This window comes from Sideroxydans sp. CL21, assembly GCF_902459525.1.
In the GTDB taxonomy this organism is placed as follows: Bacteria; Pseudomonadota; Gammaproteobacteria; order Burkholderiales; family Gallionellaceae; genus Sideroxyarcus.
Genome location: NZ_LR699166.1, coordinates 29,132 through 53,814, shown reverse-complemented (window position 1 = coordinate 53,814; position 24,683 = coordinate 29,132). Strand labels below are relative to the sequence as shown.

The following is a 24,683-nucleotide window of genomic DNA, read 5'->3' as shown; positions in this document are numbered from 1 at the left end:
ATTCTAGTGCAACGCCTGGTTGACCTTGCTCAAATCTTCTTCGCTTAACTCGCCAACTGCTGCTTTCAGATTTAGCTGACTGACCAGATAGTTGTATTCTGCCTGATACAGATCGCGGCGCGTCGAGAAGAGTTGCTGCTGGGCATTCAGGACATCCAGATTGGTGCGCACTCCGACATCGTGTCCCAGTTTGCTTGCATCCAGCAGACTTTCGCTCGACTTCAAGGCCTGCTGCAACGCCTGCACCTGTGCTATGCCGCTGACCACGCCCAGGTACGCCTGCCGGGTTTGCAGCTCGACAGCACGGCGGGTGTATTCCAGATCCTGCTTTGCGCGTTCGCGGTTGGCCTCAGCCTCGCGCCACTTAGACTGGATTGCGCCGCCTTGGAAGAGCGGCATATTCATTTGCACGCCCACTGTGGTTGCGGTGGTATCACTGCCGATGCCGTAGATACTGCCGTTTGCCGAGTTCTTTGAATAGTTCGCCACCAGATCTACCGTCGGCATATGCCCGCCCCGGTTGCGATCCACTTCCTTTTCGGCTATTTCCGCTGCCGCTTGCGCGCTGGCGATCTGGTAATTGTGTTGCTGGGCGCCCTCCACCCATTTGTCCAGATTGGCAGGCTGCGGCTGTTCCATCTGGAACGATTTGCCCAAGGGCGCCAACTCTTGGGGAGCCGCATTGATCAGCTGCTGCAGGGTACGCCTCTTCACTTCCAGGTCGCTTTGCGCTGCGATCTCTTGCGCAACGATCAGGTCATAGCGTGCCTGTGCCTCATGCGTATCCGTGATGGTGGCCGTGCCGACCTCGAAATTCCGTTTGGCCTGCTCAAGCTGTTCGGAAATGGCGGTCTTTTGCGCTGCAGCCAGCTGCACGGTGTCCTGCGCGATCAGCACGTCAAAATACGTCTGCGCCACACGCAGTATCAGGCTCTGTTCGGCAAGTTTGTATTGCGCCTCTGTCTGTAGCACCTGCAATTCGGATTCGGAATAAGACGCCCAGTTCTGTTCGCGAAACAAGGGCTGCACCAGCGTTACGCCGTAGCCGTGGTTGTTGAAGCGCTGATCACCGGAAGGGAATGGAAACAGTGCTGCCGAGGCGCCCGTGTATTGGGTATTGACGTTGTTGTACGTGCTGTTCGCGTTGAGATTGACGCTGGGCAACAATTGCGAGCGGCCTTGAGTCAGTTTCTCCTGCCCGGCTTGCCTTGTCGCGCGTGCCGACGCAAACACCGCATCCTGACTCTGCGCCTGATGATAGAAATCCAGCAGATCCGCCGCGCCAGCCATTGGACTCACGGCCATGGCCAGCGCAACGCTTAATGCAATTTTCGAGAATTTCATTGCCCGATCCAAATATTAGAATCTGCTAATATTACCTGCTGCGCCTGCACAATTCAAGTTGGCATGATTCTTTCCACCATGCCGGAAAGCGATCAGAACGAGAAACGTTGCGGTTGCGGAGCATTGGTCAGCAGCGCTACGCTGGTTTCAAACAGTACTGTTGTCTCGAAAACTCCGGGAGCCACACAGCTTACCAGCGTTGCATGCATCGCCGGCGCGTCGCCCACTATTGCAAACAGGCGTCCGCCTGTATTCAGCATCTGGTAGAACGATTCCGGCGGCAGCGGCACGGAACCCGTCAATACAATGGCATCGTACTTCTCGTTGCCCCAGCCCCTGGAGGCATCCCCGACTTCCAGCGTCACGTTATCGTAATGATGTGCGGCCAAGGTGCGTGCCGCACGGGCGCTCAGCTCCTGAACCAGCTCCACGCTGGTGACATGTTGAGCCATGCGCGACATCAGTGCGGTCAGGTAACCACTGCCCGTGCCTATTTCCAGTACGCGATCACTCGCTTTGAGTTTCAGCGCCTGCAATACCCGCGCCTCCACTTTGGGAAACCACATCTTCACACCATGCCCGAGCGGAATTTCCACATCCATAAAGGCCATCGACTGCTTATCAACCGGCACAAAATGTTCGCGTTTGACTTTCCTGAGCAGGTCGAGCACGTTCCCATCCAATACGTCCCAGGGACGTATCTGCTGTTCCACCATATTGAAGCGAGCGAGTTCCATATTGTTCATCTCCCTGTCCCCTTGCTGCGTAGTTATATGTCACGGCGCAGTATAGCAAGCACACCCCACCTGCTCAACGCTTTATAAACTTGCCTTTAGCTTGGCTTTCCAGTACCTTGCTGGCTCGCTAGGGGTCTTCATTTTGAAGTGAGAAACACCCTTTGAACCTGTACGGGTAATGCCGTCGTAGGGAAGCATCCACAGATGCTTTCCAGTTAATCCGGAGCATCGCATGAACGCCAATCCCCAATTCTTAGCCACCACAGCCCATGTCGATGAGGCCGCGGTCAAACCGCTGCCGAATTCGCGCAAGATCTATGTCGAGGGCAGCAGACCCGATATCCGTGTGCCGATGCGCGAGATCACGCTGACCGATACCCACCTGAATAACGGCGTCGAGAAGAATCCGCCCATGCACGTCTATGACTGCTCCGGCCCCTACACTGACCCCGCCGTCAAGATCGACATCCGCTCCGGTCTGGCAGAAATGCGCGCGCCATGGATTATCGAGCGCAACGACACCGAGGCGCTGCCGCAACTCACTTCCGAATATGGCCAGCAGCGCCTGCACGACCCTGCTTTGTCCGACATGCGTTTCAACCTCACACATACGCCGCGCAAAGCCAAACCAGGCAAGAACGTGACGCAGATGCACTACGCTCGTCAGGGCATCATCACGCCGGAGATGGAATACATCGCCATCCGCGAGAACCAGAAGATCGATGGGCTTTCCGAGATGCTGCTGAAGCAACACCCGGGCGAAAACTTCGGCAAGGCCATGCCCAAGAAAATCACACCCGAGTTCGTGCGCGCCGAAGTCGCCGCCGGGCGCGCCGTGATCACCACCAACATCAACCATCCCGAAGTCGAGCCAATGATCATCGGCCGCAACTTCCTCGTGAAGATCAACGCCAACATCGGCAACTCCGCGCTCGGTTCGAGCATCCAGGAAGAAGTCGAAAAAATGACTTGGGCCATCCGCTGGGGCGGCGACACTGTGATGGACCTCTCCACCGGCAAGAACATCCACGAGACGCGCGAATGGATCATCCGCAACTCGCCCGTGCCCATCGGCACCGTGCCCATCTATCAGGCGCTGGAAAAGGTGAATGGCAAGGCCGAAGACCTGACCTGGGAGATATTCAAGGACACGCTGATCGAGCAGGCCGAACAGGGTGTGGACTATTTCACCATCCACGCCGGCGTGCTGCTGCGCTATATCCCGATGACCGCGAACCGCATGACTGGCATCGTCTCGCGCGGCGGCTCCATCATGGCGAAATGGTGCCTGGCGCACCACAAGGAAAACTTCCTCTACACGCATTTTGAAGACATCTGCGAGATCATGAAGGCCTACGACGTGACCTTCTCGCTCGGCGACGGCCTGCGCCCCGGCTCCATCTACGATGCCAACGACGAAGCGCAACTGGGCGAACTCAAGACGCTGGGCGAACTGACACAGATCGCCTGGAAGCACGACGTGCAGGTGATGATCGAAGGCCCCGGCCATGTGCCCATGCACATGATCAAGGAGAACATGGAACTACAGTTGAAGTGGTGCCACGAAGCGCCGTTCTACACGCTAGGCCCGCTCACGCAGGACATCGCGCCCGGCTACGACCACATCACCAGTGCCATCGGCGCGGCCATGATCGGTTGGTTCGGCACCGCCATGCTGTGCTACGTCACGCCCAAGGAACACCTCGGCCTACCCAACAAGGCCGACGTCAAGGAAGGCATCATCACCTACAAGATCGCCGCCCACGCCGCCGACCTCGCCAAGGGACACCCCGGTGCCCAGGTTCGCGACAACGCGATGAGCAAGGCACGTTTCGAATTCCGCTGGGAAGACCAGTTCAACCTCGGCCTCGACCCCGACCGCGCCCGCGAATACCACGATGAAACCCTGCCCAAGGAGTCCGCCAAGGTCGCCCATTTCTGCTCCATGTGCGGCCCGCACTTCTGCTCCATGAAGATCTCTCAGGACGTGCGTGACTTTGCGGCGAAGGAAGGGCTGTCCGAGCAGGCCGCGTTGGAAAAAGGCATGGAAGTGAAATCCATCGAATTCGTGAAGCAAGGCGCCGAGGTGTATCACAAGGCATGACACAGCGCTGTCGCGAGGATTGCGGAGCTTGCTGCATCGCGCCTTCCATCACCTCGCCCCTGCCCGGTATGCCACAAGGCAAACCCGCCGGAGTGCCGTGCATACAGTTGGATGACGAGTTGCGCTGCAAGGTATTCGGTTCGCCCCAGCGCCCGGCCTTTTGTGGGGGGCTACAGCCTTCCGACGAGATGTGCGGCACCTCGCGCGAGGAGGCCATGTTGTGGTTATCGCGGCTGGAACAGGCCACGCGGCCGGTATAATTGCGCCATGCAAGTTTCCGACTCCCTTGAGATCACTTCCGCCTCGCCTTGCATTGGCCATTGCACCACGGTGCTGGGCGACGAAGTCTGCCGCGGTTGCCTGCGTACTTTCGACGAGGTGACGCGCTGGCTGGAGATGAGCGAGGACGAGCGGTGCGCGGTCAATCGCCGCATCGCATTGTTGCAGCGTAAACAATCTGACTTGTGAGGCGGGTATAATTCGCGCCTTTCACGAAACTCCGCCACTCCATGGATACCCTATTACTGTTGAAAGCCGCCATTCTCGGCGTTGTCGAAGGCCTCACCGAATTCCTGCCCATCTCCAGCACCGGCCACCTGATCCTGGCCGGCGACCTGCTGAACTTCAACGACGAAAAGGGCAAGGTGTTCGAGATTGTGATCCAGTTTGCGGCAATCCTGGCAGTGTGCTGGGAATACCGGGCAAAGATCCTGACCGTGGTAAGCGGGCTGCCTAATGATCGGACCGCGCAGCGCTTCGCAACCAACCTCGTCATGGCGTTCCTGCCTGCGGCTGTATTGGGGGTGATGTTCGCCAGCAAGATTAAACAGTACTTGTTTGCGCCTGTGCCAGTTGCGCTGGCATTCATTATCGGTGGTGTAATCATCCTGTGGGCGGAAAAGCGCCAGCACCGGATTGCGTTTGAGACCGTGGACGATATGACTTGGCAGGAGGCGCTGAAGGTCGGCTGTGCGCAGACGCTGGCGCTGATTCCCGGTACGTCGCGCTCGGGTGCAACCATCATCGGTGGTTTGTTTTTCGGTTTGTCGCGCAAGGCGGCAACAGAGTTTTCGTTTTTCCTCGCTATCCCTACCCTGTTCGGCGCAACGGTCTACGAGGTGGTCAAATACCGCGATCTGTTCCACTCGGGCGATCTTGGCATGTTCGTGGTGGGCAGTATCTTTTCGTTCGTCAGCGCCTTCTTTTGCGTGCGCTGGCTGCTGCGCTATATCAGTCGGCACGACTTCACAGCATTCGCCTGGTATCGCATCGCCTTTGGCCTGATTGTGATTGCGACCCATTACAGCGGCATGGTGAACTGGTCGGCCTCGTAAAAAAGCCCGCTATGCGGGCTTTCTTTAATCTGTCGACCGGTTTACCGGTCAACTTTGCTCCCATGGCAGGCCGGAGACTCGCCATCCGTTAAGTACATTGCGCTGGTTGCTTGGACTTTTGTCTCCCTCAAAGCCTTCCAGGACGTTATAGCAATCGCCGTATCCGGCCTGAGTGGCGATCATGGCCGCGCCCTGTGAACGATGACCGCTTCGACAGATGAACATGACCAACGCTTCTTTGCTGACCTGCTGTTCCAGCGCTGCAAGGAAGTTCGGATTCTGTTTCATGCCGGGATAGGTCGCCCATTCGATCTCCACCGCACCGGGAACGCGCCCGACCCAATCGATCTCTGCACGACTGCGCACATCGACCAGCTTTGCTCCGGGAGCGGAACGCATCAACTCATATGCCTCTTCCGGTGTCAGGGCACCTGCGTACGGCAGGTTAAGGTCCTTCCCGCGTTGTTGGGCAGCATTTAAAATCTCGGTGATCTTTCCCATTTCGTTTACCCGTATTTATCCTTTAACATGCAAGTGCTATCCTGCACTGCACGGTTGCATACTATCCCAACAGCCATGAAAAATCACACAGCATCTCATTCCCACGACAAGTCCGCTGCTTTCGAGCCTGCCCATCCTGTTCGTTTTGCCGCCGCCCGTAAAAGCACCTGGATGAGCATCTTCATCAATCTGGGATTGACCATTACTCAAATGCTTGCCGGTTTCTTCGGCAAGTCGCAATCACTGATGGCCGACGGCCTGCATTCGCTTGCCGATCTGCTTTCCGATGTACTGGTATTGTTTGCCAACCGGCACGGCAACAAACACGCCGATGCGGAACACCCCTATGGGCATGCACGCATCGAGACTGCCGCTTCGTTGATTCTGGGCGCCAGCCTTGCGGCGCTGGGCATCGGCTTGCTGATTGCCGCGGGGATGCGCCTGCAACATCCGGAACAGGTTCAATCTGTGCATCCGGTGACTTTGTGGGTGGCCATTGTCGCGCTGGCGGCAAAGGAAGGCATGTTCCGATATATGCTCGCGATTGCTCAGCGCGTTCGTTCGCAGATGCTGGTTGCGAATGCTTGGCATGCCCGTTCCGATGCTGCTTCTTCGCTGGTTGTCATCATTGGCATCATCGGTAACCTGCTGGGCTATACCTTTCTCGATCTGGTTGCGGCAGCGGTGGTCGGTGTGATGATCGCTTATATGGGCATCCAGTTTGCACGGGATGCCCTGGCTGAATTGATCGATACAGGTTTGGACGAAGTTGAAGTTCGTGCAATCCGTAATACTTTGAAGGCAGTGCCCGGTGTGATTGGACTGCATGACCTGCGCACACGCAAGATGGCAGACAACGCCCTGGTAGATGCGCACATCATCGTCGAACCCAAAATCAGTGTTTCGGAAGGGCATTACATTGCCGAGGCTGCGCGTGCGGCTGTCCTGAAGAGCCACCATGTAATGGATGTGATGGTACATATCGACTCGGAGGATGACGTACAAGCCAAACCCAATGCCCATTTGCCGCAACGTCATCTGTTGCTGGCGCACCTTACCAACCGTTTAGGAGAATCGTTGCCACCCTCCACGCGTATCGTTCTGCATTATTTGGCTGGCAAAGTGGAAGCGGAACTTTTAATCGATACCCAGGCACCCCTCGATACGTTGCGCAATAAATGCCTCGCCATCACCGCAAACGACCCCTATTTCCGCAGCATCCACCTTTATCAATCCGGCGCACCATTCTAGTGCATAGCGGCTGGGATGCGCCCCATTCGTGGGCGCGAGTTGCATGCCCATCCCTCAGGCAAATATGGCACAATGTGCCTCTTGCAGTATTTTGCTAATGGCACGGTTTCTGCTGCTTTCTGTTCCGTCGTACCAACCTTTTTGTTTCAAAAGTATCGTTTAATTTTTCTTGGGAGATTCGAGTATGTCTAAAACAGCCGCCGACGTTCTGAAGCTAGTCAAAGAACAAGGCATCAAATTCGTGGATTTTCGTTTCACTGACACCCGTGGTAAGGAACAGCACGTTGGTGTGCCAATCAGCGCTTTCGGTATGGAAAAATTTGAAGAAGGCCACGCGTTTGATGGTTCTTCCATCGCCGGCTGGAAAGGCATTCAGGCTTCCGACATGCTGTTGATGCCGGATCCCGACTCTGTCTACGTTGATCCGTTTTTCGACGAACCCACCATCGTGCTGTCTTGCGACGTGATCGAACCATCGGACGGCAAGGGCTATGACCGTGACCCGCGCTCTATCGCCAAACGCGCAGAAGCGTACCTGAAGTCTTCCGGACTCGGCGATGCCGCTTACTTCGGCCCTGAACCCGAGTTCTTCATATTCGACTCCGTACAATGGAAAGTCGACATGTCCGGCTGTTCCGTCAAGATCAATTCCGAAGAAGCTGCATGGTCAAGCGGTCACGATTTTGATGGCGGCAACACCGGCCACCGTCCTACAGTCAAAGGCGGTTATTTCCCTGTCCCGCCTGTAGACAGCCTGAACGACATCCGCGCTGCCATGGTTATTGCGCTGGAAGAAATCGGCATCCCGGTCGAAGTTCATCACCACGAAGTGGCTACTGCCGGACAATGTGAAATTGGTACCATGTTCAGCACGCTGGTAAAACGTGCCGACTGGACGCAAACTTTGAAGTACGTTGTGCAAAACGTCGCGCACCAATACGGCAAGACAGCGACCTTCATGCCTAAGCCCATCGTCGGCGACAACGGTTCCGGCATGCATGTGCACCAATCGATCTGGAAAGACGGCAAGAACCTGTTTGCCGGCAATGGTTACGCCGGCCTGTCCGAGTTTGCGTTGTACTACATTGGCGGCATCATCAAACACGCCCGTGCACTGAACGCAATCACCAACCCCGGCACCAACTCCTACAAGCGCTTGGTTCCCGGTTTTGAAGCTCCGGTGAAGTTGGCCTACTCAGCACGTAACCGTTCTGCTTCGATCCGTATTCCTTACGTGCAAAGCGACAAGGCACGCCGTATCGAAACACGCTTCCCGGATCCGACTGCAAACCCATACCTGGCTTTCACCGCTCTGATGATGGCCGGCCTGGATGGCGTTCAGAACAAGATCCACCCCGGCGATCCGGCAGACAAGAACCTGTACGATTTGCCGCCGGAAGAGGACGCAAAGATCCCAACCGTGTGTTCCAGCCTCGAGCAAGCCCTGGAATACCTGGACAAGGATCGCGAGTTCCTGACCCGTGGCGGAGTTTTCTCCAATGACTTTATCGATGCCTACATCGATTTGAAGATGGAAGAAGTCACCCGCTTCCGCATGACGACTCACCCTGTCGAATTCGACATGTACTACAGCCTGTAAGTTTATGGTTGTGGTATAAAGAACGGGGCCTTCATGGCCCCGTTTCTTTTTATGGCAGTCTTCTCAGCGCGCGAACCTTAACCTATACTCTCTTCATCGCAACTCGGGTACAACCATGAAACTACGTCATCTGTTCGTTTTGTGTTGCTCGGCGACATTTGCTATTGGCGCCCATGCAGATATTTACAAGCGTGTGGATGAAGATGGTCATGTTACTTATTCGAGCGTTCCCATCAAGGGTGCAAAGAAACTCCACCTCGAACCACTGCCAACCATGGCCCCGCCGCCGAAACAGCGCAACAGTGAAGGTTCATCCGATTTCCGCGTAAATTCTGAAACGCAGAACCGTCGCGACAACACCCGCCGAAAAATACTGGAAGACGAATTGGCGACCGAAGAGAAGGCGCTTGAGGAGGCTCGCGCCAAACAGAAAGAAGGCCAGAACTTTCCCGAAATGTTCAAAGATGCGAACGGGCAGCCGACCCCCGATGTCGCCAAATATCAAGAGAAAGTGAATAACTTGCAGGAAGACGTAACCTCGCACGAGAAAAATATCGAAGCGCTTAAAACCGAACTTTCCCACCTCAATTAGCAAATTGCATGGCATGTTTTCTGCTTTGTAGTTAGTCATGTCAACCGCTAACCTTCCCTCGCTAGAACATCTCTCCACTGCAGTCATCCTGCTGGACGATCAGTCGCGTATCGCCTATATCAACCCTGCTGCCGAACATCTGTTCGGACTGAGCAACACCAACCTGATCGGTCATCCGCTGCAATATGCTTTTACATCCACCGAACAACTGTTCGGAACAATCCAGTACGCACTTGCCACCCACGCCAGCCACATCGAGCATGAACTTACACTCAGCACGCATGCTACCGGGAACAAACTGCACCTGAGCTGTACCGCCACTCCGCTGCAGCTCAGCCCTTACGCATTGTTGCTGGAATTTCACACTATCGACCGCCCGCTGAAATTGGCGCGCGAAGAACAGATGCTGGATCAGACCCAGGCCAACCGGCTGTTGTTGCGCAATCTGGCGCACGAGATCAAGAACCCGCTGGGAGGTATACGCGGCGCGGCGCAGCTACTGGAACAGGAACTGGAAAAGCCAGCCTTGCGCGAATATACCCAGGTGGTCATCCAGGAAGCCGATCGTTTGCGTTCCCTGATGGAAAAATTGCTCACTCCGCAACACGCGCCCCATTTTAGTGCGCTCAATATCCATGAAGTTCTGGAACGCGTACGCAGTGTAGTGCTGGCCGAATTGCCCGAAGGGCTGCTTATCCAGCGCGATTATGACCTGAGCCTGCCGGAACTGCATGGTGACAAGGAACAACTCATTCAGGTTGTACTCAACATCGTGCGTAACGCGGCACAGGCCATGCATGGAAAAGGGCAGATCCTGTTGCGCACACGTATCACCCGCCAAGTCACCCTGATGAAGAAACTGCATCGCCTCGCTGTGATGGTGCAGATCATCGATAACGGCCCCGGCATCCCCACTCATTTGCGCGACAAGATATTCTACCCGCTGGTATCAGGCCGCGCCGACGGCCACGGGCTTGGCCTTACCCTGGCCCAGGATTTTGTCAGCCAGCACCAGGGCAGTATTGAATTTGAAAGCGAACCCGGACGTACCTGCTTCACCGTGATACTGCCGCTCACACATTTAGGGAAACAAACATGACCAAACCTGTCTGGATCATCGACGACGACCGCTCAATCCGCTGGGTGCTGGAAAAGGCGCTTGCGCGCGAAGAGATCGAATACAAGAGTTTTGCTTCCGCCGACGAGGCACTGGCAGAACTTCCCGGCAACCTGCCGCAGATGGTGATCAGCGACATCCGCATGCCCGGCAGCTCGGGACTGGAATTGCTGCAGAAACTTCGCAACGATTTTCCGAATTTGCCCGTCATCATCATGACCGCCTATTCCGACCTGGAAAGTGCGGTGTCGGCTTTTCAGGGCGGCGCATTCGAATATCTGCCCAAACCTTTCGATGTGAATCACGCGGTCGAGCTGATACGGCGCGCATTGGAGCAAAGCCTGCGCAAGAGCACCCAATCGGACGACGCACAGGCTGCTCCGGACATCCTCGGCCATGCCCCCGCCATGCAGGAAGTGTTTCGTGCCATTGGGCGCCTGGCCCAATCCAATGCCACCGTGCTCATCAACGGCGAATCGGGCACCGGCAAGGAACTGGTCGCACAAGCTTTGCACCGCCACAGCCCGCGCGCGGACAAACCTTTCGTCGCGATCAATACCGCCGCCATTCCCAAGGACCTGCTGGAATCCGAACTGTTCGGGCACGAGCGCGGCGCATTCACCGGTGCAACCACCACGCGGCACGGACGTTTCGAACAGGCCGAAGGCGGCACGCTGTTTCTCGATGAGATCGGCGATATGCCGGCCGAGCTGCAAACCCGCTTGTTACGTGTTTTGTCGGACGGGAATTTTTATCGCGTCGGTGGACATCAGCCGATCAAGGCCAACGTGCGCATCATCGCCGCCACGCACCAGAATCTGGACGAGCGCGTGAAGCAGGGCCTGTTCCGCGAGGACTTATTCCATCGCCTGAATGTCATCCGCCTGCGCCTTCCCCCTCTGCGCGAACGGCGCGAGGACATCCCCTTGCTGGCAAAATATTTCCTGCAGAAGAGTGCGAAAGAACTGGGTGTGGAACAAAAGACCCTGAGCGAAGCCGCGCTGAACTACCTCGCTGCCCAGGATATCCCGGGCAATGTGCGCCAGCTGGAAAACCTGTGTCACTGGCTCACCGTCATGACACCCACTCGTACGGTGGAAATCGCCGACCTTCCCGCGGAATGGCGTGACACGCACGCCAGCACCACGCTCAATCAGGACTGGCGCACTGCGCTTGCACAGCAAGTTGCGCTGGCCCTGCAACGCAACGAGCCCAATATCCTTGATAACCTCACCAAGCAATTCGAAAGCACGCTCATTACCCAGGCTTTGCAACATACCGGCGGGCGCCGTATCGACGCGTCGACATTGCTCGGCATGGGGCGCAATACATTGACGCGCAAGATTCAGGAATTGGGACTGGACAGCGCAAACGAATAGAACAACGATTTAGCCGTTATTGCCACACTCCGATGATCGGCTGGACATGGGCACTTTCATTCAGGCTTGGCAGGCTGTACATCTCTGAAATCGTGCGCAGGATGTTGTAGTGGTTGATGCGCTGAGCGTTGCTGCCGCGCCTGACCATGGGACCGATCATGATGGTTACGATATGGTTGTTGGCAGTGCCGTCGTCTTCGTCCCAAGTCAGGATCATCAGGCTGTTGTGCGCCATCGCCCATTGCAGATAGGGTTCGATGTGTTGTTTCAGCCAGTCGTCGCCCTGCGCGATGCTGCCATCGTGCATGTCGTTGCGCTGATCCGGAATCACCAGCGAAACCGTAGCAAGATTCTCGAAATGTTGTGGAAACGCGCTGTAGGGCTGATTGAGATGCTTCAGCTCTTTCCAGTTGGCAAGCGGATTGTGTTTTCGCATGTACGCACCGTACATGCAACCTTCGTAACCGGTTTCCGGCATCGACTCCGCATAACTGGCAAAGCTGGATCCTTTAGCCTGCAACGCAGCGGCCAAATTGTCGCCGCCGAGTTCAAGCGGGCAGACATCGCTGGCAATATCGCGGGTCGAACCGGTGAACAAGGCCAGGTAATTAGGCTGACTCGGGTGCGTCACACCGTAGGACTGCGTGAACAACATCCCGCGCTGGGCCAGCGCGTTGATATAGGGCGCTTCCCGGTTGCCGATGATCTGCGTAAACGATTTATTTTCTTCGATCACAATGACGATGTGATCCGGGCGCGGCAGCTCTCCTGCTATGACAGGATGCGCAAGCAACAGCAGCGACAGCAGCCAGTAATTTTTCACGCGACTTCCGCTACCACAGGTGTGTGATCGGACGGACGTTCCAATTTTCGCGGTGCCTTGTCGATATGACATCCCTTGCACTGCAGACCTGAGCTGACAAGGATATGGTCGATGCGCAGTCCCATGTTGCGACGAAACGCCATCATGCGGTAATCCCACCATGAATAGCTTTTTTCTTCCTGCTCGAACATGCGGAAAGTATCGACAAGGCCCAATTGCAGCATGCCCTGGAACGCCGCACGTTCCGGTTCGCTGACCAGCACATTGCCTTTCCAGGCGACCGGATCGTACACATCGCGGTCTTCCGGCGCGATATTGTAGTCGCCCAGCAAGGCGAGTTTGGGGTACCTGACTAATTCGACTTTCAGCCAGGCTGTCAGCGCACCCAGCCATTTGAGCTTGTATTGGTACTTGTCGGAGCCGACCTCCTGGCCGTTTGGGATATACACGCACACCACGCGTATGCCACCGACGGTCGCTGCAATAACGCGCTTCTGCTCATCCTCGAAATCCGGAATGCCATACTGCACATCGCTGATCTGTTCGCGGCTCAAAATCGCCACACCGTTATAGGTCTTCTGCCCGCTGAAAACGCTGTGATAGCCTGCTTCCTGCAACTCGGCATGCGGGAAATCCGCATCCTGTTGCTTGGTCTCCTGCAAGCAGACTACGTCGACCGGATTCACCGCCAGCCATTCCAGCAGGTGCGGCAAACGCACCTTGAGCGAGTTGACGTTCCAGGTTGCCAGTTTCATTGCGCAGGTTGAACTGCCGACGCGGCAGGACGAGGACGGTAGGTCGGTGGCGCGCTTTTGGGATAACCCGCAATATCCAGTTCATTGTTCCATTGTTCGGCAAGAAAGCCTTTAAGCCAGGTCTTGCCTATGGTCGCTGCGGGCAACAGGCTGTTTCCGGATGCGAGGTGGAACGCGTCAATGTCCTCCTTCTTTACCAGGCTCTTTTCCGTAAACGGGATGCCGCGCTTGTTCAGCAGATCGCGCGCTTCTGCGCAAATCGAGCCGCAATCGGGGAAGGAATATAGCGTGACCGGGAAATTCTGCATGGCGATCCTTGTCTCATAAGGCAGGCTTTCATCGGGTACCGGTTCACTGTCCAGCTTCAGCTTTTCCACATCCTCCGAGCCCATTAACGGACTGTCGCTGTAATGCACTTTCCCATCCTTGTCGATCGACCGGTAAAGGTCAGCGGCCTGGACGTTCGCCAACATCGCGAGACAGATCAATAGAAATGCATTTCTCATCATCCCCTCCTTGACTTAAGCACTTGCCAGGCCATTATGCCGCAACAGCGCGTCAATCCTGGGTTCGCGTCCGCGGAATGCGATGAATGAGTCCATCGCGTCGCGGCTGCCGCCCACCGCCAGTATCTGTTCGCGGAAGTGACTGCCTGTAGCCGCATCCAGTACTCCGTTCTCTTCAAACAGGCTGTATGCATCTGCCGACAATACTTCCGCCCACTTGTAACTGTAATAGCCCGCCGCATAACCACCGGAAAATATATGTGCAAAGCTATTCTGGAAGCGGTTGAATGGGGGCGGTATGAGTACGGCGACCTCCTTCCGTATTTCATCCAGTAACTGCTGCACAGTCTGCTTCCCATTCGCATCGTAGTCGCTGTGCATGCGCAGATCGAACAGCGAGAACTCTATCTGGCGCAGCATCTGCAGACCACTCTGGAAATTCTTCGCAGCGATCATCTTGTCGAACAAGTCCCTCGGCAATTTTTCTTTCGTTTCGCCGTGCCGGGTCATGCCTTGCAGCACATCCCACTCCCAGCAGAAATTCTCCATGAACTGGCTGGGCAGTTCGACCGCATCCCACTCCACACCGTTGATACCGGACACGCCCAGTTCTTCCACTTGCGTCAGCAAATGGTGCAGACCGTGACCGAACTCATGGAACAGGGTGATGACTTCGTCGTGTGTGAACAGCGCAGGCTTGCCCCCGAGCGGCGAAGCAAAGTTGCAATTGAGGTAGGCCACCGGAGTCTGGATGCCCCTGGCGGTGCGTCGCCTTGTGATGGCATCGTCCATCCACGCGCCGCCGCGTTTGCTGGCACGCGCATACAAGTCGAGATAGAACTGGCCGACCAGTTTGCCTTGGTTGTCACAGATATCGAAGAAACGCACGGTCTCGTGCCATGTTGGTGCCGTAGATGGTTTGATGTCGAGCCCGAACAAGGTCTCCACCAGGCCGAAGAGCCCTGTCAGCACGGCGTCCTCGGGGAAGTACTGTTTCACTTCCTGTTCGGAAAACGCATAGCGCAGCTGGCGCAATTTCTCGCTCGCGTAACCGACATCCCAGGCCTGCAATTCTTCCAGTCCGAGCCGGGCTGCGGCGAATTCACGCAATTCTTTCAGGTCATTTTGCGCAAACGGCTTCGCGCGTTGTGCCAATTCGAGCAGGAACTCGGACACTTGAGCCGACGTATCGGCCATCTTGCTTGCCAGTGAAAACTCCGCGTAGTTGTCGAAACCCAGCATCTGCGCCAACTCCGCACGCAGCTTCAATATCTGCGACATCAGCGGCGTGTTGTCCCAACCTAAATTGCTTCCCTCCGACAATTGCTCGCTGGCACGCGTGGTATATGCACGGTACAAGCGTTCACGCAAAGAACGGTTGTCGGCATACTGCATCACCGGGCCGTAGGAAGGCGCTTTCAGCGTGAACAACCAGCCGCTCTTGCCGGCCTCTTGCGCGGCTTCAGCGGCCACCCGGCATTCGTCTGCCGGAATGCCCGAGATTTCTTTTTCGTCGGCGATCACGCAGGTGTATGCATTGGTCGCATCCAGCAGGTTGTCGGAGAATTTCGAGGTCAACTCGGAAAGTTCTTCCTGTATCGCCATGAAGCGTGCCTTCTTCTCTTCCGGCAGCTCCGCTCCTCCCAGGCGGAAATCGCGCAGTTCGTTCTCGATGACTTTCCGCTGCTCCGCGTTCAATGCCGCGTAGGCGTCGCCGTTGCGGATGGCTTTATATTTTTGATAGAGGGCAAGATTCTGCGACAGCTCGGCATAATACTGGGTGACCTTGGGCAGGTTCGCGTTGTAAACCTCGCGCAATTCCGGGCCGTTCATCACCATGTTGAGATGCCCGACCTGCCCCCAGGCGCGGGACAAATGCTCGTTGGCATCCTCGAACGGCTGTATGAAATTCTCCCAAGTTGGCTGAGTACCATCAGCCAGCAATTTTGCTGTCAGCGCGCGGTTACGCGTCAGCAGTTCATCGACAGCGGGAGTGACATGTTCGGGTTTGATCTCCGCAAAACGCGGCAGACCGGAGATATCAAGCAATGGATTCATTAATGACGACCTAGATTGAATATGCAAGGTGACCTTCGACAATACTGTGTCGCACGCGGCCTTGCATGGTGTAACCGTTGAACGGCGTGTTCTTGCCCTGGCTCTTCAGTGCAGATGGTTCTACCTTCCACGCGGCCGCGGGATCGAATATGCACACGTCTGCATGCGCCCCGACCGAAAGATGTCCCACTTTTACGCCGAGCAATTGTGCCGGATTGGTGGTGACGCGCGCCAGCGCATCGGACAACGATACCTTGTCTTCTTCTGCCCACTTCAGTACCAGCGGCAGCAACAACTCCATGCCGGTTGCCCCCGCCTCTGCTTCGGCGAAGGGCAATAGTTTGGCATCTTCATCCACCGGCGAGTGGTTTGAGCAAATAGCGTCTATCGTTCCGTCGAGCAGGCCTTGGCGCAAAGCTGCCTTGTCGCGCAGGCTGCGCAGCGGCGGCATCAGATGGCAGTTGGAGTCGAAGAAACCGATATCCATTTCCGTCAGGTGCACGTGATTCATGGATACATCGCATGTCACCGCCAGTCCCTGGCTTTTGGCGACCCGGACCATCTCCACGCCCTCGGCACTTGAGATGCGGCAGACATGAAGCTTGACGCCGGTTTCCCGCGCCAATTGCAGCATGGTTGAAAGTGCAATGGTTTCGGCCACCACCGGGATCGCGGGCAAACCAAAACGCGTTGCCACTTCACCGTCGTGCGCCACGCCGTCTTTGGCGAGGAAGGCATCTTGCGGACGCAGCCACACGCGGTACCCGAAAGTTGCCGCGTATTGCATGGCACGCATCAGCACGCGCGTATCGGTGAGCAGCGCATCGGCCTGGCTGAAAGCCTTGCATCCCGCTTCCGTCAACTCGATCATCTCGGTCAGTTCTTCGCCTTTCAAACCGTACGTCAGCGCACCGACCGGAAACACGCGCGCCTGATTGAGAGAACGGGCGCGATGTTTCAGCATCTCCACTAAGCCCGGCTCGTCCAGCGGCGGGTCGGTATCAGGCGGGCAGGCCAGCGAGGTCACGCCACCCGCCATCGCCGCATCCATCTCCGATTCCAGGGTGGCTTTGTATTCGTAGCCGGGTTCACGCAAACGTGCGGCGACATCCACCAGACCGGGGATTACGATCAAGCCGTCGGCATCAATTACCTGACCAGCGACAAATCCTTGCGGAGCCTTGCCGATCGCGGCGACATGTTTGTCGGCGATGAACACGTCCAGCTGTGCGTCGATCTGGTTTCTGGGGTCAATCAGGCGACCGTTTTTGATATGAATGTTCATTTGGCCCCCGCCAGAGTACTCATGACTGCCATGCGTACCGCGATCCCGAACGTGACTTGCGGCAGGATGACGGACTGCGTACCGTCCGCCACGCTGGAGTCGATCTCCACGCCGCGATTCATGGGTCCAGGGTGCATCACGATTGCATCGCTCCTGGCCTCTGCCAGTCGCTCCTGAGTCAGTCCGTAATATTTGAAATATTCCTGTGCCGAGGGCAGCAACGCTCCCTGCATGCGCTCGTTCTGCAGGCGCAACATCATCACCACATCGACGTCTTTGAGGCCTTGCTTCATGTTGTGATAAACCTGCACGCCGAGCTTTTCGACATGCGTAGGCAGCAGCGTCTTCGGCGCTACCACGCGCACTTCGGGTACGCCCAAGGTTGTGAGTGCGTGGATCTGCGAACGCGCCACGCGCGAGTGCAACACGTCGCCGACAATAGCGACACGCAGGTTGTGGAATTCTTTTTTGTAGTGGCGGATGGTAAACATGTCGAGCAACGCTTGCGTGGGGTGCGCATGACGCCCGTCGCCGGCATTGATGACGTGGATTTCCGGCGCGACATGCTGGGCGATGAGGTGTACCGCTCCGCTGGATGAATGCCGCACCACGAACATGTCTGCATGCATCGCGCACAGGTTATCCACCGTATCCAGCAGGGTCTCCCCCTTGCTGGTACTGGACGAACCGATGTTGAGATTCACTACATCGGCGGACAAACGCTTGGCAGCAATCTCGAAGGTGGTGCGCGTTCGCGTGCTGTTCTCAAAGAAGATGTTGAACACCGATTTGCCGTGCAACAACGGGATTTTTTTGATTTCGCGACCCTCGGCGACATTCACGAAATCGGTTGCCCGATCCAGAAGATAGCGGAGGATGCTCGCCGGCAGGCCGTCGGTGGTCAGCAGGTGCTGCAGCTCGCCGTTCTTGTTTAACTGAGGGTTTTTCATGCGTAGATTCCTGCGCCGGGTTCTTCGAAATATGCCTGCAGTATCTGTTGCGCGGCATACTGGTCGATGAGGGGTTTCTGTTTTCTGCCGTGTATTCCCGCTTCATCCAGCACTGAACTCGCGGCAGCGGAAGTATAGCGCTCATCAACCAATAAAGTAGGCAAATTGAAGCGTCCTTTCAGACGGTTGGCGAAGCGGCGGCACAATGCGGTCATTTCGTGCGGCGTTCCGTCGTCGTTGCGCGGCAGGCCAACCACCAGCGCTGCCGGTTGCCATTCCTCCAGGAGCCTGGCAATGACGGCAAAGCGCACATCATTTTTCTCGTCATTGATAGTGGTGAGCGGTTGAGCCGTGTGCGATACGGTATTTCCCACCGCGATACCGATGCGCTTTGTGCCGAAATCGAATGCGAGCAACGTGCCGGATAAAATCGGAGATTGTGGATTGTGGATTGGGGAACTGGCAGTGGCACTATGTGTTGGTGTTATTGCTGGTTTCTCAATTTCCTGCGCCTTGCTCAATCCTGAATTCTCAATCCTGATTCCAGCCTTGTCAGGCATGTCCGGCCTCGTCGGAAAGGGACGCGAAATCGATGCCGAGCAATGCCATCGCCGCCGGCAGTCTTTCTTCGGCAGGCAGTTCGAACAGGATATGCTCGGACGCAAGGACGCTAAGCCAGGCGTTGTCCGCAAGTTCCTGCTCCAGCTGGCCTTCGGACCACCCGGCATAACCCAGCGTCACCAGCAGATGCTGCGGGCCCTGTCCTTCGCCAACCGCCTGAAGTATGTCCCTGGAGGTTGTCAGGCCGATCTTGTCGTTGACTTGCAGGGTCGATTGCCACGGCCCGCCCGTATCGTGCAGAACGAATCCCCTGTCGGTCTGCACCGGCCCGCCGAAATGCACCAGTACATCTTCAAGCTCGACCGGTTTCAATGGCATATTTATCTGGGCAAACAATTCGCTCAAGGTCAGGCTGATCGGGCGGTTCACCACGATACCCATCGCACCCTGCTCGTTGTGTTCGCACACATAGGTAAGGGACTTGGCAAAAAAGGGATCTGTCATCGCCGGCATGGCGATCAGAAAGTGATTGGTGAGGTTCAGCTCGGACATGGGTGCATTGTAATCTGCCTGCGCCCTAATCTCAATTTGGCTTCGGTCCGGCAGCAACGAAGCGGGCGATGTTTGCCAGCAATTCTTCTTCCTGATAGGGTTTGCCCATATATTCGTTCACGCCCAGCTCCATTGCATAGCGATGGTGCTTGTCGGCAGTGCGCGAGGTGATCATGATGATCGGCAAGTCCTGGGTACGGACATCCTGGCGCAAGCGCTTGGTCAGTTCGAATCCGTCCATACGCGGCATCTCCACATCCAGCAGCATCACATCCGGCAACACATCGATGAGCTGTTCCAGCGCATCGACGCCATCTTTGGCCGTAATGACCTGGTAACCCGAACGCGCCAGCAAGCGGCTTGTGATCTTGCGTACTGTGAGCGAATCATCCACGACCATGATTGTCGGCAAACTGCGTACTGCCGGCTTGGCCGCTTTGGCGATCTTGCGCGTCACGACGATGCGCTGAGTGAAAGCAATCGGGTTGAGGATAAGGATGACCGTACCGCTACCGGACACCGTTGCTCCCGCTATCCCGGGCAAACGGGCCAATTGCGGACCAATGTTCTTTACCACCGCTTCCTGATTGCCGAGCAGTTCGTCGACATGGACTGCGATGCGGTTTTCGCCGGAACGCAGCAGCAGAACCGGATTGTGCGGCTGATTTACGATCTCCGCCTCGTCGTCGCCCAACAGGCGCGCCAGGAAGTACAGAGGATAGCGGGCACCTTGCCAATCTATGTATTGCTGTTTATATGAAGCTTCCAACGCGGCCGGTTTGAGTTGCTGTACGTTCTCGACCATGTTCGAAGGCAGGGCGTAAATGGACTGCCCGACGCGCACCATCAAGGTTTGAGTCACTGCCAGCGTCAACGGCAAATGGATGGTAAATTGCACGCCATGCCCGGGGACGGATGCGACATCGACTCGTCCGCCCAGCGCGGTAATCTCGCTGCGCACTACATCCAGACCCACTCCGCGACCGGAGATTTCGGTCACTTCCTCTGCGGTTGAAAGCCCCGGCGTGAAGATCAGTTGCATCGCCTGTTCATCGCTGATTTCCTCGTTTTCCTGCAACACGCCCGTCTCTACTGCTTTTTGGCGCACACGCGCGATATCCAAACCTGCGCCGTCATCGCTGAAATCAAACACGACTTCGTTGCTTTCCTGACGCAGGGACAGGCGAATCTCGCCTATCGGCTCTTTGTTTGCTTTTACACGCTGCTCCGATGTTTCCAGGCCGTGCGCAACGGCATTGCGCAGCAAATGTTCGAACGGGGCAGTCATCTTTTCGAGCACACTGCGATCCAGCTCGACCTCTGTGCCGGATAGTTCGAGGTTGGCGCGCTTGCCCAGTTCTTTGCCGGTCTGGCGCACGATGCGATAGAGACGTTCGCTGATGCTGGCAAAAGGCACCATGCGAATTGCCATCAGGCCTTGTTGGAGGTCGCGGTTGAGATGAGCCTGCGCACTGAGTGCCGCTTCGGTCTCCGCCAGGTTCTTCAGCAGCGACTGTTGCACTGTCTGAACGTCGTGCACGCTTTCGTTCATGAAGCGCGTCACTTCCTGGAATCGGGTAAAGCGGTCGAATTCGAGCGGATCGAATTTTTCCGCGCTTTCGCCGCTGACCGATATGCGTGCCTGCATCTGCCCTTCGGCATGGATCTCGATTTCGCGCAGTTGTTTGCGCAGCCGGTTCACACTGTCGGTCAGGTCCAGCACGCTGTTCTTGAATTCCCGCAACTCCAGCTCGGCACGCGAACGCGCCACGCTGATCTCGCCCGCTTCATTCACCAGCCTGTCTACCGTATCGGATCGTACGCGCAGTAAGGCCGCCTGCATGGCGCGCTCGGCGCCGACCTCCAATGCCTGGGCCGGTACAATCTGGGTAACTTCGAATTGTTGCTGCTTTGCTTTCTCGGCAGACTGTTGTGTAACGCCAGCTTCTACAGCCGCTTGCGGAGTTTGCAGTTGTTCGATGGCGTTACCGATACGGTCCAGATAGTTATCCAGTTCACCCCATAGGTCAGCGTCATAGCCACCTTCGGCCATCGTTCTTTCCACACGGTCTTCTACTCGGTGTGTCAGCTCGCCCAGACGCATCGCACCGGCCATGCGGGCGCTGCCTTTGAGCGTATGCAAGCTGCGTTGCAGGTTGCGGCCCAATTGTGCGTCGTTCGGCTGCTCGCGCCATGCGCGCAAAGTGCTGCCTATCTGCGGATACAATTCGTGGGCTTCTTCCAGGAAGATAGGCAATAACTGCTCGTCCACCTCGTCGTGTACGCCGCGTTCGACATGAGCAGACGATTGCTCCACTTCCTTCGTTACTGCAAGCCTCTCATTTGCGGTTTCCGGAACCGGCGCGATTTCCGGCTGTGTTTCAGGCTGCAATTCGATGGCCGGTCCGGTCTGGAGTCGATATTCAGAAGTAACTGTCTCCACTTCGGGTTCGGGCATTTCCCATGTCTGCAGTTCTTCGGTAGTCTTCGACGGAGCTTCCGCCGTGAACCCAAAGTCCGACACGGCTTCGGGCGTCGTTTCAGCTTCCGTGATATTTTCAGCTGCTGCAGTTAAGAGTTGAATTTCCGGTTCTGGAAGAGCCTCCTGTTCCTGTGCGTCTGATTCTTTCTCCGCAATTTCCTTGTTCGCCAGCAGTTGGGCAATCAGTTCCGGTTCCGGTGCGGGTTCCAGACGGTGTTCACGCACCATGACACACATTTCGTCCAGTTTTTGCACCACCTGATCGATCAGCATCATCTGCTGCTCGTTCACTATATTCGGCTTGTCGATACGTTCTTCCAGCCACTGTTCCAACGCGTATGCAAGTTCGGCGACCTGCGGGAAACCCATGGTGCGATTCACGCCTGCCAATGTATGGGCTGCGCGCATGAACTCATAGGTGACGATATGCGATGCAGTCTCATGCAGTAGCGCAAGCTGCTCGTACAGCGCATGCACGTGACCGGCCGCTTCATCGGTGGCGATATTGAACAATGCCAGAGACAGACTGACCGATCCGATCTCGACGGGACCTTCCTCTGTATTTTGGATTGTTTCGTTCTGCGCTTCCGCTGTCGGCTGTTCGAGCCTAGACTGCGGTAAAGGCTTGCCGTTTTCAATGCAGTCGGCCACATTGAGCAAATACGAGGTGTCGATGATGGCACTCGTGCTGCCGCTGCTCAACATGTCCACCCAGTGCTGAAACAAAACCTCGGCATCGCCGATCATGTCAAGCAACGCAGGCGTGGCAGGTTTGTTCTCCTGCAGCCATTTGTTCATCGCACGTTCCACCGCCCAGGCGACTTCGCCCAGTTCGGTGAGCCCGACCATGCGGCCGCTGCCTTTGAGCGTATGGAACCCGCGGCGCATGGTCACCAGCGGTTCTCGGCTGTCCATATGCAAACGGCTGATCTCCAGATTGTTGCGCAAGGTCTCCATGACTTCGCGCGCTTCTTCCAGGAAAACCTCCAGCAACTCTTCGTCTTCGCCGCCCGTCCGAATCGAGACACCGGTCGGAACGGCCTCTTCCTGTTTCACAGTTGTTTCTTCATGTCCCTCTGCTGTGCGCATTTCGGCGATATCTTGCAAAACATTGTTCAGCGACGAGGGATCCGGCTTGTGACCGAGCACGAGACTATGCACATACTCTTCCAGGGTACTGACAGCAGCGGCTACCTTGCGCATCTCGGAAGCTGAGGGGGTTCCACCCTGTACGTAACCCTCGGCCACTTGGCGCAACAGGCCAATCAGCTGCACCGCCGCGTCCAGCGAAAGAATGTGCAATCCTCCTTGCACCTGGCTCAGCATCCGCCCGATCTGAGACAATTCGGTCCGTTTCGCGGCATTATTGAAAAAGGCGTTCAGATTTTGCTCGATGTTTTGCAGATTGCCCTGCATTTCGACAGCCAACGGCACCATGACTTCCTGCTGCTCCATCTGGCAGTAAAGCGAGATCAGGCTGGACAGCTTGTTCGCGTCTTCCGGCATACGCATCATGCCGGCCTGCAAACGCGAACTCAGAATGCGTGCCTGTTCCTGAAAACCGCTGCCCAGATGCTGGTAATGCTCGATCCCGCTGCCCAGCAGCAACAAAGCCATCGCCATGTCCATGGAGATGCGTTGCGCCCGCTCCGGTTCATCGGCTTGCAGTGCGGTGGCATGGATTTGTTTGCTCAAAAACTGCAGGGTATTGCGGTCAAGCTGCTCGGACAGGCCGTGCACCTTTTCCATGTCAGAGGCAAATTTCTGGCAAGCACCGGCGGCTTCGGCTATGCATTGTTCCCATGATGCTTCGGCCACGTTCAGTTCCGCGCGCATGTTATCGAGCAGGGCTGCCGTCTCGCTTGGCGGCATGGGCTGGTCTTCGGGCAGGTAGTCATTCAATGCATAGACTTTTTTGATCTGCTCGACCGTATCGCTTACGGAATGGCTGCGTGCAATGAGATACAGTGCTTCGCTGATGGAAACCTCTTCGTCGAAAGCGTTCCCGTCAATCAGCGCTTTCATTTTAAGGTCGATGCGACTAAGCGATTTTTTGACGCTTAGTTCCGGCGGAATGCCTTCATGGAGAATGCAATCCAGCAAACCGAACGATACCCACCAATAAGCCCGTTGCAGATTCTGCGGCACGCAAACGATGACGTTGCGCACAGACGCCATCATCGCGTGCAAAGCTTCCGCTGTGCCGTCATGGCGCAACCATTTCAACAGCGCCTGCTGGTACTGCATGCGGGCAGACTTGATGTGCACCAGTGCGTCGCTCACTTGGGGTTGCTGCAACAGGGTCTCGGGTAACTCTACCTGCAAAGAAGGGAAAAACAGATCCACTTCGAAGGCCATTTCCTGTCCGCGCGCCTGAAGCAGCTCCTGATACTCGTGGAACAGGCGCAGGGTAGCGTTGCTTGCACCGTCAGCGAGGGCATCCAGATAATGCGTCAATCCAAACAATGCACGGCGGATGGCCTCGCGACGCAAGGCGCTAACGTTCTCCGTCTGTTCGAGTTCCTGCAGAAGTTTTTCCAGCTCAGCACAGAATACTGACAGTCCTGTGAGCGTCAGCATGCGCAATACACCGCTGGTGCGGTGCAGCTCTTCCCGGGCATTTTTCAGCGCCTGCCGATTGGCTCCTGCGGACGAAAAATAACTCTCCAGATCCCGGCTGATGTTCGCCAACGAACTGTCCAGCCCGGGCTTGACTGACAACAACGGCAAGGGATTGAATTGCTCCTGCACG

Annotated in this window: 21 protein-coding genes and 1 riboswitch; of the genes, 9 read left to right on the top strand and 12 right to left on the bottom strand. The window is 56.4% G+C overall.

Going from position 1 to position 24,683, the window contains the following annotated elements; translation table 11 throughout:
• Nucleotides 1–3 precede the first annotated feature (3 nt).
• Entirely contained in the window at nucleotides 4–1,344 is a 1,341-nt protein-coding gene (locus tag QOY30_RS00295) for a TolC family outer membrane protein (protein ID WP_283742647.1), read from the bottom strand.
• A gap of 92 nt (nucleotides 1,345–1,436) precedes the next feature.
• Nucleotides 1,437–2,090 (bottom strand): protein-L-isoaspartate O-methyltransferase family protein, encoded by a 654-nt coding sequence (locus QOY30_RS00290; RefSeq protein ID WP_283742646.1) that lies wholly within the window; start codon nucleotides 2,088–2,090, stop codon nucleotides 1,437–1,439.
• A gap of 110 nt (nucleotides 2,091–2,200) precedes the next feature.
• A riboswitch (TPP riboswitch) is annotated at nucleotides 2,201–2,291 on the top strand.
• 22 nt (nucleotides 2,292–2,313) lie between these two features.
• Here QOY30_RS00290 and thiC point away from each other — a divergent pair.
• The 4 genes from thiC to QOY30_RS00270 are packed head-to-tail and all read left to right on the top strand — an operon-like array spanning nucleotide 2,314 to nucleotide 5,519.
• Nucleotides 2,314–4,185 carry a phosphomethylpyrimidine synthase ThiC gene (gene thiC, locus QOY30_RS00285; protein ID WP_283742645.1) on the top strand — a complete coding sequence of 624 codons (1,872 nt, stop codon included), beginning with the start codon at nucleotides 2,314–2,316 and terminating at the stop codon, nucleotides 4,183–4,185.
• Nucleotides 4,182–4,445 (top strand): YkgJ family cysteine cluster protein, encoded by a 264-nt coding sequence (locus QOY30_RS00280; RefSeq protein ID WP_283742644.1) that lies wholly within the window; start codon nucleotides 4,182–4,184, stop codon nucleotides 4,443–4,445. Before thiC ends, QOY30_RS00280 begins: the two co-directional genes overlap by 4 nt.
• A 7-nt stretch (nucleotides 4,446–4,452) precedes the next feature.
• Complete coding sequence (locus tag QOY30_RS00275) at nucleotides 4,453–4,653, top strand: DUF1289 domain-containing protein (RefSeq protein ID WP_283742643.1); 201 nt, start codon at nucleotides 4,453–4,455, stop codon at nucleotides 4,651–4,653.
• A 41-nt stretch (nucleotides 4,654–4,694) separates the two neighbouring features.
• Nucleotides 4,695–5,519 (top strand): undecaprenyl-diphosphate phosphatase, encoded by an 825-nt coding sequence (locus QOY30_RS00270; protein ID WP_283742642.1) that lies wholly within the window; start codon nucleotides 4,695–4,697, stop codon nucleotides 5,517–5,519.
• A gap of 48 nt (nucleotides 5,520–5,567) precedes the next feature.
• Here the strand turns inward: QOY30_RS00270 and QOY30_RS00265 are convergent, their stop codons facing one another.
• Complete coding sequence (locus QOY30_RS00265; protein ID WP_283742641.1) at nucleotides 5,568–6,020, bottom strand: rhodanese-like domain-containing protein; 453 nt, start codon at nucleotides 6,018–6,020, stop codon at nucleotides 5,568–5,570.
• Nucleotides 6,021–6,095: 75 nt separating this feature from the next.
• Between QOY30_RS00265 and QOY30_RS00260 the strand changes: the two genes are divergently transcribed.
• The 5 genes from QOY30_RS00260 (at nucleotide 6,096) to ntrC (ending at nucleotide 11,959) form a co-directional block, all read left to right on the top strand.
• Nucleotides 6,096–7,271 carry a cation diffusion facilitator family transporter gene (locus tag QOY30_RS00260; RefSeq protein ID WP_283742640.1) on the top strand — a complete coding sequence of 392 codons (1,176 nt, stop codon included), beginning with the start codon at nucleotides 6,096–6,098 and terminating at the stop codon, nucleotides 7,269–7,271.
• A gap of 184 nt (nucleotides 7,272–7,455) precedes the next feature.
• Complete coding sequence (glnA, locus tag QOY30_RS00255; protein WP_283742639.1) at nucleotides 7,456–8,871, top strand: type I glutamate--ammonia ligase; 1,416 nt, start codon at nucleotides 7,456–7,458, stop codon at nucleotides 8,869–8,871.
• A gap of 115 nt (nucleotides 8,872–8,986) precedes the next feature.
• Entirely contained in the window at nucleotides 8,987–9,463 is a 477-nt protein-coding gene (locus QOY30_RS00250) for a DUF4124 domain-containing protein (protein WP_283742638.1), read from the top strand.
• 37 nt (nucleotides 9,464–9,500) lie between these two features.
• Nucleotides 9,501–10,562: a nitrogen regulation protein NR(II) gene (gene glnL, locus QOY30_RS00245; RefSeq protein WP_283742637.1), complete on the top strand. Its 1,062-nt coding sequence runs from the start codon at nucleotides 9,501–9,503 to the stop codon at nucleotides 10,560–10,562.
• A complete protein-coding gene (gene ntrC / locus QOY30_RS00240; RefSeq protein WP_283742636.1) occupies nucleotides 10,559–11,959 on the top strand; it encodes a nitrogen regulation protein NR(I) in 1,401 nt (466 codons plus the stop codon). The genes glnL and ntrC overlap by 4 nt, the downstream gene beginning before the upstream one ends.
• A gap of 16 nt (nucleotides 11,960–11,975) precedes the next feature.
• On the opposite strand, the gene QOY30_RS00235 is transcribed toward ntrC, so the two are convergent.
• The 9 genes from QOY30_RS00235 to QOY30_RS00195 are packed head-to-tail and all read right to left on the bottom strand — an operon-like array spanning nucleotide 11,976 to nucleotide 24,682.
• Entirely contained in the window at nucleotides 11,976–12,782 is an 807-nt protein-coding gene (locus QOY30_RS00235; RefSeq protein ID WP_283742635.1) for an alkaline phosphatase family protein, read from the bottom strand.
• Nucleotides 12,779–13,537 (bottom strand): exodeoxyribonuclease III, encoded by a 759-nt coding sequence (gene xth, locus QOY30_RS00230; RefSeq protein WP_283742634.1) that lies wholly within the window; start codon nucleotides 13,535–13,537, stop codon nucleotides 12,779–12,781. Before xth ends, QOY30_RS00235 begins: the two co-directional genes overlap by 4 nt.
• On the bottom strand, nucleotides 13,534–14,043 hold the full coding sequence (locus tag QOY30_RS00225; RefSeq protein WP_283742633.1) for a glutaredoxin family protein: 510 nt from the start codon (nucleotides 14,041–14,043) through the stop codon (nucleotides 13,534–13,536). The genes xth and QOY30_RS00225 overlap by 4 nt, the downstream gene beginning before the upstream one ends.
• Before the next feature lie 15 nt (nucleotides 14,044–14,058).
• The gene (locus QOY30_RS00220; protein ID WP_283742632.1) at nucleotides 14,059–16,101 is read right to left on the bottom strand and encodes a M3 family metallopeptidase; all 2,043 of its coding nucleotides are present in this window, start codon (nucleotides 16,099–16,101) and stop codon (nucleotides 14,059–14,061) included.
• A 10-nt stretch (nucleotides 16,102–16,111) separates the two neighbouring features.
• A complete protein-coding gene (locus QOY30_RS00215; protein WP_283742631.1) occupies nucleotides 16,112–17,386 on the bottom strand; it encodes a dihydroorotase in 1,275 nt (424 codons plus the stop codon).
• Nucleotides 17,383–18,336 (bottom strand): aspartate carbamoyltransferase catalytic subunit, encoded by a 954-nt coding sequence (locus QOY30_RS00210; protein WP_283742630.1) that lies wholly within the window; start codon nucleotides 18,334–18,336, stop codon nucleotides 17,383–17,385. The genes QOY30_RS00215 and QOY30_RS00210 overlap by 4 nt, the downstream gene beginning before the upstream one ends.
• On the bottom strand, nucleotides 18,333–18,896 hold the full coding sequence (gene ruvX / locus QOY30_RS00205) for a Holliday junction resolvase RuvX (protein WP_349496667.1): 564 nt from the start codon (nucleotides 18,894–18,896) through the stop codon (nucleotides 18,333–18,335). Before ruvX ends, QOY30_RS00210 begins: the two co-directional genes overlap by 4 nt.
• Nucleotides 18,889–19,449 carry a YqgE/AlgH family protein gene (locus tag QOY30_RS00200; protein ID WP_283742629.1) on the bottom strand — a complete coding sequence of 187 codons (561 nt, stop codon included), beginning with the start codon at nucleotides 19,447–19,449 and terminating at the stop codon, nucleotides 18,889–18,891. The genes ruvX and QOY30_RS00200 overlap by 8 nt, the downstream gene beginning before the upstream one ends.
• Before the next feature lie 31 nt (nucleotides 19,450–19,480).
• Complete coding sequence (locus QOY30_RS00195) at nucleotides 19,481–24,682, bottom strand: Hpt domain-containing protein (protein ID WP_283742628.1); 5,202 nt, start codon at nucleotides 24,680–24,682, stop codon at nucleotides 19,481–19,483.
• Between the last annotated feature and the right edge of the window lies 1 nt (nucleotide 24,683).